Annotated in this window: 16 protein-coding genes; 9 read left to right on the top strand and 7 right to left on the bottom strand. The window is 46.4% G+C overall.

Going from position 1 to position 14672, the window contains the following annotated elements; translation table 11 throughout:
- Positions 1–23: 23 nt before the first annotated feature.
- The 3 genes from dapD to FA954_RS12450 all read right to left on the bottom strand — a co-directional run bounded on the left by dapD (position 24) and on the right by FA954_RS12450 (position 2398).
- Positions 24–731: a 2,3,4,5-tetrahydropyridine-2,6-dicarboxylate N-acetyltransferase gene (dapD, locus tag FA954_RS12460; RefSeq protein ID WP_037994766.1), complete on the bottom strand. Its 708-nt coding sequence runs from the start codon at positions 729–731 to the stop codon at positions 24–26.
- A gap of 163 nt (positions 732–894) precedes the next feature.
- On the bottom strand, positions 895–1083 hold the full coding sequence (locus FA954_RS12455) for a hypothetical protein (RefSeq protein ID WP_138615175.1): 189 nt from the start codon (positions 1081–1083) through the stop codon (positions 895–897).
- Positions 1067–2398, bottom strand: coding sequence for a helix-turn-helix domain-containing protein (locus tag FA954_RS12450; protein ID WP_037994763.1), 1332 nt, complete (start codon positions 2396–2398; stop codon positions 1067–1069). Before FA954_RS12450 ends, FA954_RS12455 begins: the two co-directional genes overlap by 17 nt.
- 278 nt (positions 2399–2676) lie before the next feature.
- Here FA954_RS12450 and FA954_RS12445 point away from each other — a divergent pair, with 278 nt between their 5' ends.
- From FA954_RS12445 to aceA, 5 genes are all read left to right on the top strand, one after another.
- Complete coding sequence (locus FA954_RS12445) at positions 2677–3501, top strand: YihY/virulence factor BrkB family protein (protein WP_049719632.1); 825 nt, start codon at positions 2677–2679, stop codon at positions 3499–3501.
- A gap of 6 nt (positions 3502–3507) precedes the next feature.
- The gene (locus FA954_RS12440; protein ID WP_037994761.1) at positions 3508–4590 is read left to right on the top strand and encodes an AI-2E family transporter; all 1083 of its coding nucleotides are present in this window, start codon (positions 3508–3510) and stop codon (positions 4588–4590) included.
- 182 nt (positions 4591–4772) lie between these two features.
- The gene (locus FA954_RS14035; protein WP_255347178.1) at positions 4773–4898 is read left to right on the top strand and encodes a hypothetical protein; all 126 of its coding nucleotides are present in this window, start codon (positions 4773–4775) and stop codon (positions 4896–4898) included.
- A gap of 167 nt (positions 4899–5065) precedes the next feature.
- Complete coding sequence (gene aceB / locus FA954_RS12435; protein ID WP_037994759.1) at positions 5066–6652, top strand: malate synthase A; 1587 nt, start codon at positions 5066–5068, stop codon at positions 6650–6652.
- Positions 6653–6679: 27 nt separating this feature from the next.
- Positions 6680–7960: an isocitrate lyase gene (gene aceA, locus FA954_RS12430; protein WP_037994758.1), complete on the top strand. Its 1281-nt coding sequence runs from the start codon at positions 6680–6682 to the stop codon at positions 7958–7960.
- A 55-nt stretch (positions 7961–8015) separates the two neighbouring features.
- Here aceA and FA954_RS12425 read toward each other — a convergent pair whose 3' ends face one another.
- Positions 8016–9506, bottom strand: coding sequence for a nicotinate phosphoribosyltransferase (locus tag FA954_RS12425; protein WP_037994755.1), 1491 nt, complete (start codon positions 9504–9506; stop codon positions 8016–8018).
- A gap of 22 nt (positions 9507–9528) precedes the next feature.
- Positions 9529–9936 (bottom strand): M67 family metallopeptidase, encoded by a 408-nt coding sequence (locus FA954_RS12420; RefSeq protein WP_037994753.1) that lies wholly within the window; start codon positions 9934–9936, stop codon positions 9529–9531.
- Positions 9937–10173: 237 nt separating this feature from the next.
- Between FA954_RS12420 and FA954_RS12415 the strand changes: the two genes are divergently transcribed.
- The 4 genes from FA954_RS12415 to FA954_RS12400 all read left to right on the top strand — a co-directional run bounded on the left by FA954_RS12415 (position 10174) and on the right by FA954_RS12400 (position 13213).
- Complete coding sequence (locus FA954_RS12415; RefSeq protein ID WP_037994751.1) at positions 10174–11046, top strand: DUF72 domain-containing protein; 873 nt, start codon at positions 10174–10176, stop codon at positions 11044–11046.
- Positions 11047–11083: 37 nt separating this feature from the next.
- Positions 11084–12529, top strand: coding sequence for a bifunctional metallophosphatase/5'-nucleotidase (locus tag FA954_RS12410; RefSeq protein WP_037994748.1), 1446 nt, complete (start codon positions 11084–11086; stop codon positions 12527–12529).
- Between the two features lie 47 nt (positions 12530–12576).
- A complete protein-coding gene (locus tag FA954_RS12405; protein ID WP_049719637.1) occupies positions 12577–12834 on the top strand; it encodes a DUF6154 family protein in 258 nt (85 codons plus the stop codon).
- Positions 12835–12910: 76 nt separating this feature from the next.
- Complete coding sequence (locus tag FA954_RS12400) at positions 12911–13213, top strand: YunC family protein (protein ID WP_037994745.1); 303 nt, start codon at positions 12911–12913, stop codon at positions 13211–13213.
- Between the two features lie 54 nt (positions 13214–13267).
- Here the strand turns inward: FA954_RS12400 and FA954_RS12395 are convergent, their stop codons facing one another.
- Positions 13268–13477 (bottom strand): cold shock domain-containing protein, encoded by a 210-nt coding sequence (locus FA954_RS12395; RefSeq protein WP_037994743.1) that lies wholly within the window; start codon positions 13475–13477, stop codon positions 13268–13270.
- 170 nt (positions 13478–13647) lie between these two features.
- Positions 13648–14082 (bottom strand): DUF2621 family protein, encoded by a 435-nt coding sequence (locus FA954_RS12390; protein ID WP_049719638.1) that lies wholly within the window; start codon positions 14080–14082, stop codon positions 13648–13650.
- Positions 14083–14672 lie beyond the last annotated feature (590 nt).

The raw sequence follows: 14672 nt of genomic DNA, 5'->3' as shown, positions 1-14672 counted from the left end.
CCCCTGAATGGGGCTTGGATGTTTTAAAGTTCGCGCAATGCCTGAATCACTTCGGTTTTGGAACGGGTTTGGCTGTCAATGGATTTGATGACGCGTGCCGGGGTTCCCGCCACCACACTGTTTGGGGGAACGTCTTTGGTCACGACCGCACCGGCGGCAACAACCGCTCCTTTTCCGACCCGGACCCCTTCCAGAATCACGGCATTGGCACCAATTACGACATCGTCTTCAATCACGACGGGCTTTGCGGAAGGAGGCTCAATCACGCCGGCAATCACGGTGCCTGCACCGATGTGGCAGTTTTTCCCGATGGTTCCGCGGCCGCCGACCACCACGTTCATATCGATCATGGTTCCTTCACCGATGACAGCTCCGATATTAATCATGGCCCCCATCATAATGACTGCGTTTTTTCCGATTTCGACATTTTCGCGGATGATGGCGCCCGGTTCAATCCGTGCCGGAATGTCTTTCAAATCCAAGAGAGGAATGGCCGAGTTTCGTCGGTCGTTTTCGATGACATAGTCTTTAATTTTGTCTTTGTTTTCTTCAAGAATGGGTTGGAGTTCTTTCCAGTCGCCAAAAACAACGCCCACCCCGTTGTTGATGAAGGTTTGGGCACCTTTAAAATCAATATGTTCCAAATCCCCTTTAATGTGTACTTTCACGGGAGTCTTTTTTTCGCTTTTTTGAATAAACTCAATGATTTGATGTGCATCCATTTCCTTCATTTAATACATCCTTTCTTTGTCGAAGGGTAAGGGGGACACTTTTTTGTGTACCGTATCACATGAACAAAAGTATATCATATCTCCTCATTCATCGAAAACCGAAAGACTTATCAGCACTAAAAAAAGATCCTCTGAAGAGGATCCAATGAAAGAATCTTCCTTTTTAAAGTCCGCCTGGCTCGCTTTGAAAAAGAGTTGCCAATCCGCCCGGTTCGCTTTGGGAGGGATTCGCCTCGATGGATAATCCACCCGGTTCACTTTGAGCTGCATGAACCGTGGGGCAGGCAAATCCGGTCAATCCCACAGCAGCAGCCACAACCCCGGAGACAATAAATTTAGATGTTATTTTCATAATCCTCTACCTCCCATCTATTAAAACCTTTTTTTACATTATACATATTTCGCATGCAATTCTGAAATTCCTTTTCATCATGTCCATCATAACAGCGTGCCAAACTAAACCAAATTTTGAATTCTTTATCCTGATACTTATGTTTTTGAGATATTTCAAGCGCTTTCTTATAAGTTAATATTGCCTCATCCCTTTGGTTGCACATCAGGCACAAATCACCGAGAATAATAAGACTGGTGCTTAAGCGGGGAGCGTCGTTAAACTTCTCAGCCAACCGGATTGCCGTTTTTAACATCTGGCTGGCTTCGTCGTTGCGGCCTTGTTTGATGTAGAGGATGCCCAGGCGGGTGTAAACCGTGGTCAGCCGCTGGTCAGGCGGGAATTTTCCTTCCAGTTTCAAAGCCATTTTGAACGAAGTTTCTGCCATTTCCCATTCTTTTTTTGCAGTGTAAACACTGCCGAGAACCGTCCATAAATCACACATGCTGTCATACTGCTTGTTGTTTCTCGAAATCTCGATGCCTTCTGTCGCATAATCAATGGCTTCATCCAACAAGCCGGACAAGCGGGAAAATTCGGCGCGCAACCAATAGAAGCTGAGCAGGGTGCTGATATCGTTGATTTGGGGGATCATATCCCATATATCCTGAACCAGGCGCATCCCTTCGGTGATTCGTCCCATGCGCTGGAGGTAAACACCTTTGTTGCGGTATAATAAATATTTGATGTGCTGATTATCTCCTGAGTCTTTAAAGGCTTCAATGCCGTTGTTTGTCATTTCCAGGGCCTGTTCGATATTGTTTTGTTTGTAACGGATCAAGCCGAGCAAAAGATAACTGGCTGCTTCCATATTGCTTTCTTTATAAGGGTTTTGCTGAGAAATGCGAAGGGCATTATACAAGGTGCGCTCAGCCTGTTTCCACTTTTGCTTGCTCATGTAGCACTCGCCTTTGTAATAGTAAGCTTGGGCGATGAACGGGTTGTTTTCATCCAGATTAAGCGCATCCAGGCGTTTCAATGCTTCATCGATCAGGCCGATTCTTCGCAATGTGGCAATGGAGAGAAGTTCAAACTTAACTTTTTTTAATTTTTCTTGCTCTTTCATGAGCATTTCTGGTAATTTACGCATGGGGAGATTCAATTTTTCCAGAAGATATGAAATTTTCTCAGGACTCACATGGGCGACCCCACGCTCGATGTTGGAAACCGTCGCCGGTGAAATGTTTTCATCGGCAAGGTCTTCCAATCTCAAACCGCGGTCTTTTCGAACCTTGCGAATCACTTCACCGATTTCGTGAAGGGCCAATTGTTTCAAACCGATCACCTCACAATCCGTTAATTATTATTATATTACACCTTTTTAAAAAAAATGGGAATGAGTGTTTTTTAAACTTCTTAAATATAAAAGGAAGTTTTTTGCGGGATTTTCAAATTTGTCATTACTAAAGCAGCCGGGACAAGGAAATAAAAGTAAGAAGAAAAAGAAGGAGGTTTAAAAAAGCAGAAAAGACGAAAAAAAAATTAAAAAAAAAGATTCCGATCATCCATCCGTTTCGGTTGGAATAAAATGGTTCAACTTTGGAGGTAAACATTGTGTTTTGGGTATTCATCAGGGAATTGAAACAACGGATCTTGAAAGAAAGGCTTTATGATCTTGCCGCCCAGTTGGCTTATTACTTCTTGATGTCTTTGTTTCCGTTTTTATTGTTTACGGTAACCGTGCTGGCTTATCTTCCTGTTTCCAGCGACAACATCCTGCGTTTGATCCAGCCTTTTGCGCCGGAAGATACGTATGTGCTTGTGGAGAACAATTTGCGGGTCATATTGGATCAACAGCGGGGAGGCATTTTTTCGGTCAGCCTGATTGTCACGTTATATTTGGCTTCCATCGCTTTTCAATCGGTCATCCGCATCTTGAATAATGCTTATCAGGTCGAACAAACCCGGCCGTTTCTCATCCAGTGGCTTTTGGGAATTGTTTTAATGATGGGGCTTTTGATCGCCATCACGGTTTCTTTGATATTGCCGGTGTTTGGAAAGATCATCGGAGAGTTTGTGTTCGGTCTGCTCGGGTTGAGTGACTTTTTTTATGAAGTATGGATTTGGCTGCGGTGGATTTTAAGCAGTTGCGTTCTGTTTCTGGTGTTTTTCTTTGTGTACAAATTTGCGCCCAACCGGAAAATCGGCACGATGGAAGCTTTGCCCGGGGCCGTTTTTTCGACGATCGGCTGGCAACTCAGCTCGCTGGCTTTTTCTTATTATGCTTCAATCAACAATTATTCACATATTTACGGGAATTTGGGTGCTATTATTGTATTGGTGGGATGGATATATTTGTCTGCCATGATTTTGATATTGGGCGGGATGATTAATGCCACCTTTGGACAATTGAAAAAACGGGACAGATGGGAGAGTTGAGAGCTTATGCCGGATACAAAGGCATTTCGGATCGGATATGGGATCATCATTATATTATTGATTATTTTGTTGGCGAATCAAGTGAACTTTATTTTTCAACCTTTGGTGGTGTTGGTGCAAACCTTGTTTTTCCCATTTTTGCTGGCGGGGATTTTATTTTATTTGTTCCGGCCGTTGGTCCGCTGGCTGGAGAAGAAAAAGATTCCCCGCACCATCTCCATTTTGTTGATTTACCTTGCCATCATCGGCTTGTTGTTTTTGCTCGGTTCGTTGGTGGCGCCGGTTCTGCAAGAACAGTTGACCCATTTAATCCAAAATTTGCCAGCGATCACCGATGCGGCCAAAGAAGAGTTAATCCGGTGGAGCCATCATCCGTGGGTGAATGACAACCTGGATTGGAAGAAAATCATGACCTATGTGACCAATTACTTGAATTCCAGTTATAAAGCGATCGGCGCCAATGTCGCCAACTTCTTCCAAGTGCTGACCAATATCGTGATGGTTTTTATCACGGTTCCTTTCATTCTTTATTTCATGTTAAAAGAAGGGGAGCGTTTTCCCCATTATGTTTTGCAATGGCTCCCTGAAAAAGAACGGGATAAGGGATTGCGGATTTTGTCGGATATGGATTTTGCGCTCAGCTCATACATCAAAGGACAAATTTTGGTGAGTTTTTGTGTCGGGGTTTTGGTTTACATCGGATATTTGATCATCGGCTTGGAGTATTCATTGATTTTGGCCATCATCACTATGTTTACTAACGTCATTCCGTTTCTCGGCCCGTTTCTCGGAACCATCCCCGCAGTCATTGTTGCATTGATTGATTCCCCGGGCATGGTGGTCAAAGTGCTGGTGGTCACCATCGTTGCCCAACAGATTGAAGGAAATCTGGTTTCTCCGCTTGTGATGGGAAAAAGCTTGAACATTCATCCGTTGACCATTATCGTTTTGCTCTTGGTTGCCGGAAGTCTGGTCGGTTTTTTGGGGTTATTGTTGGCGGTCCCGGTTTATGCCGTCACGAAAGTGGTGTTGAGTCATCTGTATCGGCTCTTTTTGCTGCGGTGGCGTCAAAAAAGGGCTGAAGGGTGATATTCAAATCAGTCCATCTCATGATGGGCTGATTTGAAAAAGATGAAAGAATCGCTTTATCATAAAAAGGAATAATTTAAATATTGTATAAAATATATTAATAAATACCAATCATTTGCCATCGATCCGTTGGATTGTTTCCATTTCTGATTCACCATTCATCCAAAAAAGGGGGAAAGGGAATGGGAAAAGAATGGGATCCGACAGAAATCAAGCTTGAATCACCCGACCCGGAATTCGAGGCGGGAATTAAAGAATTTGAGTTGACACTCGATGAAGAATGCGCCGAATTGGATATTGACATTTAAGCCGTTGGACCGCTCCGTGGAGCGGTTATTTTTATTTGTTAAAAATATAAATTCGAAAAAAATGAATTTTTCTGTTGTTATATAACAGTAACTGTGATAATATAAATGTTGAAAACAAGATCTGTTATATAATAATAAGGTGGCCAAAAATGGGGAGGAATCATCGAATGACTGAGCTGGTGTCAGAGGGAATCAGGGTTTCTAAAGAGGTGCCGCCCTTATATCGGGAAATCTTGTCCGACGATGCGTTGCAATTTATTGCCAAGCTGGCACGTGCTTTCACCCCGATGCGAGACAAACTGTTATTGAACAGGAAAGAAAGGCAGAAACGGCTGGATCAGGGAGAGTTGCCGGATTTTTTGCCGGAGACCAAACACATTCGGGAAGGAGATTGGACAATTGCCCCGTTGCCGGAGGATTTGAAGGATCGGCGGGTGGAGATTACCGGGCCGGCCGGAGACCGGAAACTGGTGATTAATGCGTTGAATTCCGGAGCCAACGTCTTTATGGCCGATTTCGAAGATGCCAATTCCCCGACCTGGAAAAACACCATTGGCGGTCAAATCCATTTAAGGGATGCGGTGAACGGGACAATTGAATATCGCAATCCGGACGGAAAAGAATACCGGTTGAAAGACAACCCGGCTGTGTTGATCGTACGGCCGCGCGGATGGCATCTGGATGAGACGCGGATTTTGGTGGATGGAAATCCGGTTCCGGGAGGACTGGTCGATTTCGGCCTCTACTTTTTCCACAATGCCAAGAAATTGATCGAAAAAGGATCCGGTCCTTACTTTTATCTTCCAAAATTGGAGAGTCACTTGGAAGCACGGTTGTGGAATGATGTCTTTCTGTTTGCCGAGCATGAGTTTTCCCTTCCGAAAGGGACGATCAAAGCCACGGTTTTGATTGAAACCATCATGGCCGCATTTGAAATGGACGAAATTCTTTATGAATTGCGTGAGCATTCGGCCGGATTGAACTGCGGTCGTTGGGATTATATTTTCAGCTATCTGAAACGTTTGAGAAACCATGAGGATGTGATTCTGCCGGACCGGGAACGGGTGACCATGACCGTGCCCTTTATGCGGGCATACACCTTGTTGGCCATTCAGACCTGCCATCGTCGAAATGCCCCCTGCATCGGAGGGATGGCCGCACAGATTCCGATCAAACAGGACGAAAGAGCCAATGCGGAAGCCATGAAAAAAGTCCGTTTGGATAAAGAGAGAGAAGCCAAAGACGGCCATGACGGGACCTGGGTGGCACATCCCGGTTTGGTTCCGGTGGCAAAGGAAGTTTTTGACCAATACATGACAACCCAAAACCAAATTCACAAGAAGAGAGAAGATGTCAAGATCGAGGCGAAAGATCTGTTGGCCGTGCCGGAAGGCATGATCACGGAATATGGACTCCGGAAAAACATCCGGGTGGCCATGCAGTATCTGGAGGCTTGGCTCAAAGGATCCGGAGCCGCTGCGATTGACCATTTGATGGAGGATGCCGCCACGGCGGAAATTTCCAGGGCGCAGGTTTGGCATTGGATCCGGCATGAAAAAGGGATTTTGTCCGACGGCCGGAAAATCACTGCGGAATTGGTCCGCCAATGGATTGATCAGGAATTCAACAAGTTGCGCAAAGATGCGCAGGATGACAGTGTGTTGAACCAGGCAAAAGAAATATTTTCAGAATTGGTGTTTGAAGATGAATTCAGCGAATTTTTGACCCTGAATGCCTCCCGCTATTTAGATTGATTTCATCAAGAAGAAAGGATGAGCGAAATGACTCAACAACAAGAAGCGTTGGAATTAAAAAGAGACTGGGAAGAAAATCCGCGTTGGAAGGGGATCAAACGTCCGTATACGCCTGAACAAGTTCTGAAATTGCGGGGATCGGTGAAAATTGAATATACTTTGGCCCGCAGAGGGGCCGAGCGTTTGTGGAAGTTGATGGAGAAAGAATCTTTTGTGCGCGCACTGGGTGCCCTGACGGGAAACCAGGCGGTCCAACAAGTGAAAGCCGGCTTGAAAGCCATTTATTTGAGCGGTTGGCAGGTTGCCGCCGATGCCAACCTGGCCGGACAAATGTATCCGGACCAAAGTTTGTATCCGGCCAACAGTGTTCCGCATGTGGTCAAACGCATTAATCAGGCCTTGCAAAGGGCCGATCAAATTGAGCATTCGGAAGGAAAAAGGGAAAGAGAATGGTTTGCCCCGATTGTGGCGGATGCCGAGGCCGGGTTCGGGGGCCCGTTGAATGTCTTTGAGTTAATGAAAGCGATGATTGAAGCAGGAGCCGCCGGAGTACACTTTGAAGATCAGCTGGCTTCCGAGAAAAAATGCGGGCATTTGGGCGGAAAAGTGTTAATTCCGACACAACAAGCGATCCGCAACCTGATTGCAGCCCGCCTGGCAGCGGACGTCATGGGAGTTCCCACCATCTTGATTGCCCGGACTGACGCCAATGCCGCCAAATTGATCACCAGCGACATTGATCCCTATGATCATCCGTTCATCACCGGCGAGCGTTCTCCGGAAGGTTTTTATTACCTGAAAAACGGTCTGGACACCGCGATTGCAAGAGGATTGGCTTATGCTCCGTATGCCGACCTGATCTGGTGTGAAACGTCTGAGCCCAACCTGGAGGAAGCACGCCGCTTTGCAGAAGCCATTCATGAAAAATATCCCGGCAAATGGCTGGCCTACAACTGTTCGCCGTCCTTCAACTGGAAGAAAAAATTGGATGAAAAAACCATTGCCACTTTCCAAGAAGAGCTCGGGAAAATGGGTTATAAATTCCAATTCGTCACCTTGGCCGGATTCCATTCGCTCAACCACGGAATGTTTGAACTTGCCAAAGGCTACAGCGAAAGAGGAATGGCCGCTTACTCTGAATTGCAACAGGCGGAGTTTGCAAGCCAGGAAAAAGGCTATACGGCCGTCAAGCACCAGCGTGAAGTGGGCACCGGCTACTTTGACGAAGTATCCATGGTCATTTCGGGAGGAACCTCATCGACCACCGCTTTGAAAGAGTCGACCGAAGCAGAACAATTTACGACTTGATCCCAAAAAGAAGGACCTGCTGTGAAGCAGGTCCTTTTCGTCTGGTGCCGGTTTTTCACGGGGTGGAATCACCGGATGATTCAGCATGGCCGTTTTCCTCGGTTTTGATCGTTTGATACACTTTTTGAATCATTTCTTCTTTCGTTTGCCAAAGTTTGGTCGACAAGTTCACATGATATTCTTCAGGGTTTAAGATCCGTAAATATTCTTCCCAAAACTGGGAAAGCTGTTCCCGGTGATAAGCACGGATCTCGTTGAGTGAAGGGAGGTCATAAACCAGTTTTCCGTTTTGAAAAATCGGTTTTAATAACGGGACCGCCTTAAAACGCTTCATTTTTTTGCGGCGGAATGTGTGAACCGGATGGAACAGTGTGAGTGGTCTGTTTTCATCGATTTGTTCATCGGTGAGTGTGAGCAAGTCGCCGTGTGCCTTGTTTTTCCGGTCGAGAATCCGGTATACGTTTTTGCGGCCCGGTGTTGTCACTTTGGCCGGATTGGAAGAAATTTTGATGGTGGGTTCCCACACCCCGTTTTCATAGCGGGAAACCATTTTATACACGGCTCCCAAGGAGGGGGTGTCATAAGCGGTGATCAGTTTTGTGCCGATTCCCCATGAATCCACTTTGGCTCCTTGCGATTTCAGGTTTAAAATCGTGAATTCATCCAAGTCGCTCGAGGCGACGATTTTTGTTTCCGTCAGTCCGGCTTCATCCAGCATCCGGCGGGCTTGTTTGGATAAATAAGCGAGATCCCCGCTGTCGATCCGGATTCCCTTCAGGGTTTTTCCTTGTTTTTTGAGTTCTTTTCCCACTTGGATGGCATGCGGAAGACCGCTTCGCAAGGTATTGTACGTGTCCACCAAAAGCACACAATGATCGGGAAATGCTTTGGCATAAGCGCGAAACGCTTCCAGTTCGCTCGGGAAATCCTGGATCCATGCATGGGCGTGGGTTCCGCTGGTGGGAATGCCAAATTTTTTTCCGGCCAATGTGTTTGAAGTTGCATCAAAACCGGCCAGATAGGCGGCGCGGGCACCCCAGACGGAAGCGTCTTTTTCCTGTGCACGACGGGTTCCGAATTCCATGAGCTGTTCATCGGGCGCCACATGCCGGATTCTTGCCGCTTTGGTTGCGACCAAGCTTTGGAAACCGATAAAATTGAGAAGCGCGGTTTCGATCAATTGTAATTCGATGATGGATCCTTCGGCACGCAGCATGGGAACCCCCGGGAAAGTAAGGGTTCCTTCCGGGAGGGCATAAATATTTCCGGTGAAACGAAAGTTTCTCAAGTAATCGTAAAACGCCGGGTCAAACGGTTCATCAAAGGATTTGATATATTCAATGTCCTCTTCCGTAAAATGTAGATTCATCAAATACCTGACGGCTCTTTCAAGCCCCGCGAAAACCGTATATCCGTTGCCGAAAGGAAGTTTGCGAAAATATAAATCAAATGCCCGCTGATGGAGGTGGGTTCCATTTTTAAAGTGGGCATACATCATCGTCAGTTGGTATTTGTCGGTGTGCAATACTGAAATATGTTCATTCATGGTGTAAACTCCTGTTCTACATTCATTCGATGATCTTAAACATGAGCGGAATGGCTTTGCGATCATGTATATAGTAAGCGCAAAATTGCATTTCTTTATCCTTTAAGGACATGATCCACAAGCTTTTGTTTGCAAAACTCCATGCAGACAGATCCCGGTTTGAGGGGTAGGCTTGAGTCAGCGGGTGTGAACGCATGACACCCAGCCACTCCAATTGATTGGAACGGATTTGTTTAATGATGTCAAAATAGGCGCTGGGTTCCGGTTCCAATGAACAAGGTGTGCGGTTTTGGCTGGGAACGGGAAAAAAATGTGTGATGGTGGTGAGATGCCCCGCTAAAAAACCATACCCTTCGTCAGGGTATTTTTTATAGCAATACTCTTTGATTTGCTCTACGACATGCTGATGAATGGTATAATAGGACGGCATGAATCCGGCCCCCTCATCGGAATTTGCATTTAAAGGAGTCTGCCATTATTTTATATTTCTATAAATAGAAAGTCTATGCCGGATTTCAAAGCGGGAAGCCGCTTGCGCCCCTTTTCCCCGTTTTTTGTTGCCGGCGGGGAGGGGAGGTTCGTGTGCCTTTCATTTTTTTTGCTTTATACAAATGGTAAAATAAAAGATATTTAGTTACTTGTTGAATTGGGGAAAGGCGGATGAAAGATGAGCGAAATCATAAACCCGGTTCAGGTGGGTTTATGCGGGTGGGGCGACCATGACATCTATCCGCCCGGAACCCGGTCCCATGAGAAATTGGCCATTTATGCAGGTCATTTTCCGGTGGTTGAATTGGACAGCACCTTTCATGCCATTGCCCCGCCGGACCGAATGGAGCGTTGGGCACAAGAAACACCGGCTTCTTTCAGGTTTGTGGTGAAGGCTTACCGGGAGCTGACCGGACATGGCCGCCTGGAGCGTGCTCCGGTCCGGACGTGGACGGAGCTGGTGGAGGAAATGAAAGATTCGGTGGAACCGTTGATCAAACATGGAAAATTGTCGATGTTGCTGTTTCAGTTTCCGCCGTGGTTTGACTGCACCAAAAAGCATGTGAAATATATCCGGCGGGTTCGCGAAGCATTTCGTGATTATCCGGTGGCAATTGAGTTTCGGCATCAAAGCTGGTTTCTGCCCCGGTTCAAATCGTCCACCCTTCGTTTTTTGCGGGAGGAAAAACTGATCCATACCATTTGCGATGAACCCCAGGCGGGGGAAGGATCGGTTCCTCCGGTTGTCGAAGTCACCCATCCGCAGCATGCGCTCATCCGCATGCACGGACGGAATTTGGAAGGATGGAATAACACCGGGCAACCCAACTGGCGGGATGTGCGGTATGCGTACCGATATTCGGACGAAGAACTGGACGAATGGAAAAATATCATTGAGCAATTAAAGGGCAGAACCGGTCAGGTGACCGTGCTTTTCAACAATAACTCACAAGGGGACGCGGCCGGAAATGCCAAGCAGATGATTGGCAAACTGAATCTTACCTTCAGCGGACTGGCTCCGAGACAGTTGACTTTTTTCGAAGAGTTGTGAGAACGTCGCAGCCAATAACAGGGGTGAGGGGATTTTCGTGAGCCGATTGAAACGAATTCATCTATTGCATACCAACGACTTGCACAGTCATTTGGATCAGGCCGGGAAGATTTACACGCAAGTGGATTTATTGCAGAAGCAATTCGAAGAAAAAGGGGAACCGCATTTTCTTTTGGATATCGGGGACCATATGGACCGGTTCCGGTTGGAAACCGAAGGAACCGACGGCAGGGTCAACCGTGCTTTGTTGGAGAGAACCGGTTACGATATGGTCACTTTTGGCAATAATGAATTGTTGACTTTTTCCAAAGAACAATTGGGGATGTTGTATGATGATGCGCCTTTTTCGGTGGTGTCCACCAATGTTTTTGATGTAAACGGGGTGGAACGGCCGGATTGGATTGTTCCTTACGAATGGAAAGATGCCGGCGGCATCCGTGTGTGTTTTCTGGCGGCGACGATCCCTTATCCCCGGGTGTATGAAATGATGGGCTGGCAGGTGAAAAATCCTTTTGCCATCCTTGGGAAGACGGTTGAATCATTGCGCAACCGGGCGGACATTATTGTATTGCTTTCCCATTTGGGTTTGGGAAACGACCGGAAGCTGGCCGAACAAATTGATGGAATCGACATCATCATCGGCGCACATACCCATCACTTGCTGGAAAAAGCCGAGAAAGTGAGAAATACATATTTGGCTGCAGCAGGAAAATTTGGTCAGGCGGTCGGCCAAGTGACGGTTTTCTTTGATGAAACCACCCGGTCAGTTCAGGATGTAACGGCACGCTGTCATGATCTGGCGGGGCAGGTGCCTGACGAAAGCATCAATTTGTTGATCCGCCGTTACAAAGAGCGGGCTGAGCAAAACCTGTCCCAACCCGTTGCCCGTTTGGAGGAACCGCTCACCGTCAACTGGAATGCGGAGTCGCCTTTTGCCAATTTGTTGGCGGACGGCATCCGGGATTGGGTCGGGGCGGATGTGGCCTTGGTCAACAGCGGTCAATTGTTATGCGATTTGCCCAAAGGAACGGTTACCTTGGAAATGATTCACCAGACGTGTCCGCATCCGATCAATCCGGTGTTGGTCGAAATCAGCGGAAGGGATTTGAAAAATGCGCTGGAAGAGTCACTGCTTGCGGAGTTTCAACAAAAACCGATCCGCGGTTTCGGCTTTCGCGGAGAAATCTTGGGAACCCTGAGTGTATCGGGAATCGAAGTACGGTTTGACCCGAGGCGCAAACCGTACCAAAAGATTACATCCATCCGGTTTGGGGAAAAAGGGGAATGGAAAGAAGAGGAAACCTATTTGGTGGGAATGATTGATATGTTTATATTCGGGGCCGGTTATCTGTCTTTAAAAAACGCGAGGTTAATCAAGTACTTTCTTCCCGAGTTTTTGCGGGATTTGCTGGCCTATCAGCTTAAGAAACCGGTGGCCGTCGAACGATGCAAAGAACGCAGGTTTTTCAAAGCAGGTAATTGAGAACGAACGACAGTGACATAAATTCATATGGATTTGGAGGTTGTTGCATGAGTTTTGTGGATGAGGTTTACGATTTGTATCGCGATCAATTAAATGATGATGAAGAAGATGCCGTGGCCATTGTACTCAGCATACTGGAGGAGCAGTCCCGTGAACACATGATGCAGCTCATTGAGCAGATGGATGATGATGAAATCACGCAAATGCTGGGGGTTTATCTGGTTGAAATGTTGAAGCTGAAAATGGTTCAGGACGGGAAATTGCCCCGTTTGCGTTCCGTGTCCCCGGTCACTCGTTATCATTGATCCGAAAGATTTCCTCACATGCACCGTTTGCGGCACATACATTGTATAAAAACGGTCCGCATGAGGAGGGAATCGGATGATCCAATTGAAACCTTTGGATATTGAAGGAAAGCAAGTTTTGGGAATTGAAGTCAAATTGCCGAAAACAACCCTGTTGGTGGTTACGACCGATAAAGGATATATTATGTGCGGTGCTTTGGATGTCGCGTTGTTAAATGAACGGCTTTCGGAGCGGAACATCATTGCGGCGCGTGCGCTGGGGGTCCGAACCTTGGAGCAGTTGTTGGATGCGCCGCTGGAATCGGTCACGCATACGGCGGAGGCGAAAGGAATCAAGCCGGGGATGACCGGAAGGCAAGCTCTGCTGCGGATGATCTGAATAAAGATGAAAAAAGCACTTTCCATTGGAAAGTGCTTTGTTGCCTGCGTTGAATCAGCGTACAGAGTTCAAACGTACGACATTGGCGGATTGGGGACCGCGGTCTCCTTCCACAATGTCAAATTCAACAGGTTCGCCTTCTTCAAGTGTTTTGAATCCTTCAGATTGAATGGCCGAATAATGAACAAATACATCTCCGCCGTCTTCGCGTTCAATGAATCCATAACCTTTTTCGGCGTTAAACCATTTTACTGTTCCCTTCATCTCAGGGCCTCCTTCTTTCCATTAAAAAGCGGCCAAACTCAAGCACTTGAAAACCTATTGTTTTGAAACAAGAGGCCACAAGATGAAACTTGACTTGCGATACCAGCTTTTTAACTCATTATGAACCTAAGTTTACCATGTTGAGCGGCAAGTGGCAAGTTTTTTCTGTGTCACTCCAAAAGATGCCGGTATTTGGACAGATCGATTTGTTTTTCTTTCAATTTTTTGATGAGCCACTTGTGGTCCCGTTTCGGGGTGGCCAGAATATAACCGCGGATAATATATTCTTCATTTAATGCCTCGGCCTGGTCTTTCAAAGCCAATTCCCCGATTTTTGCCGCAATCTTTTGTTTGGCCACATCCCGGAACAATTGGGGGACCGGCTGGACAAGTTCGTTTAAAAGTTCTTTTTGTTCCTGATTCCACAAATGAAGAGTCTCGTTTATGTAATATTCCTGCCAATCAAGAATCGATTTTCCATCTTCTTTGGGAAGGGCTTTTAAAAACTTGCGGAACATAAAATAACCGCCAATGGCGAGAAAAACGAGAAAACCAATCCAAAAGAACAAATAGATCCACTGCAGCCAGGCTGGTCCGATGCTCATCGCGGCTTCACCTCTTCTCTGCTTCTATCTAAAAAGTTATTATAAAGGAGAGGAAAATCGGAGTAAATAAAAAACGCCTTCATCCTTGTTTTCCCGATGAAGGCGTTTATAAGATCCGCTGATTATACCAACAAACTAATTCCATAACCGATCAGTCCCCAACATGGAATGCTTAATAACACCGCGTTAAATAATCCAGCCATTGGTTTTTGCATCAGGCATACCTCCCGTGAATTGGTTTCTGTGTATGATCAGGTTCAGCCGGCCAGCAAGCGGATGCCGAAGTAAATCATCGTCCAAACCGGAACACTCATTAACACTGCGTTAAATAATCCCACCGATGCGTGGTTCATTGTTTTTCCCTCCGTGACCTCTTTGTTGATCTCATTATAGCGGCTCCGGGAATGGTTTGTCTTTGTTTTCGGGCAATTGTAAAGTACATGTAATAATGGGGTTAAATTAAAGAAACAGATGGACCGGTTTGTTACATACGGAATCCTTTTGTAATAAAAAGCGGGCATTGCGCCCGGAAGATCGTTGCGTTATATTCATACACAGTGTTTTATGTATTGCAGGCAGGTTAAAAGGAG

The sequence above is a fragment of the Thermoactinomyces vulgaris genome (assembly GCF_005886755.1).
Classification (GTDB): Bacteria; Bacillota; Bacilli; order Thermoactinomycetales; family Thermoactinomycetaceae; genus Thermoactinomyces; species Thermoactinomyces vulgaris.
This window is presented reverse-complemented; position numbering and strand designations above follow the sequence as displayed.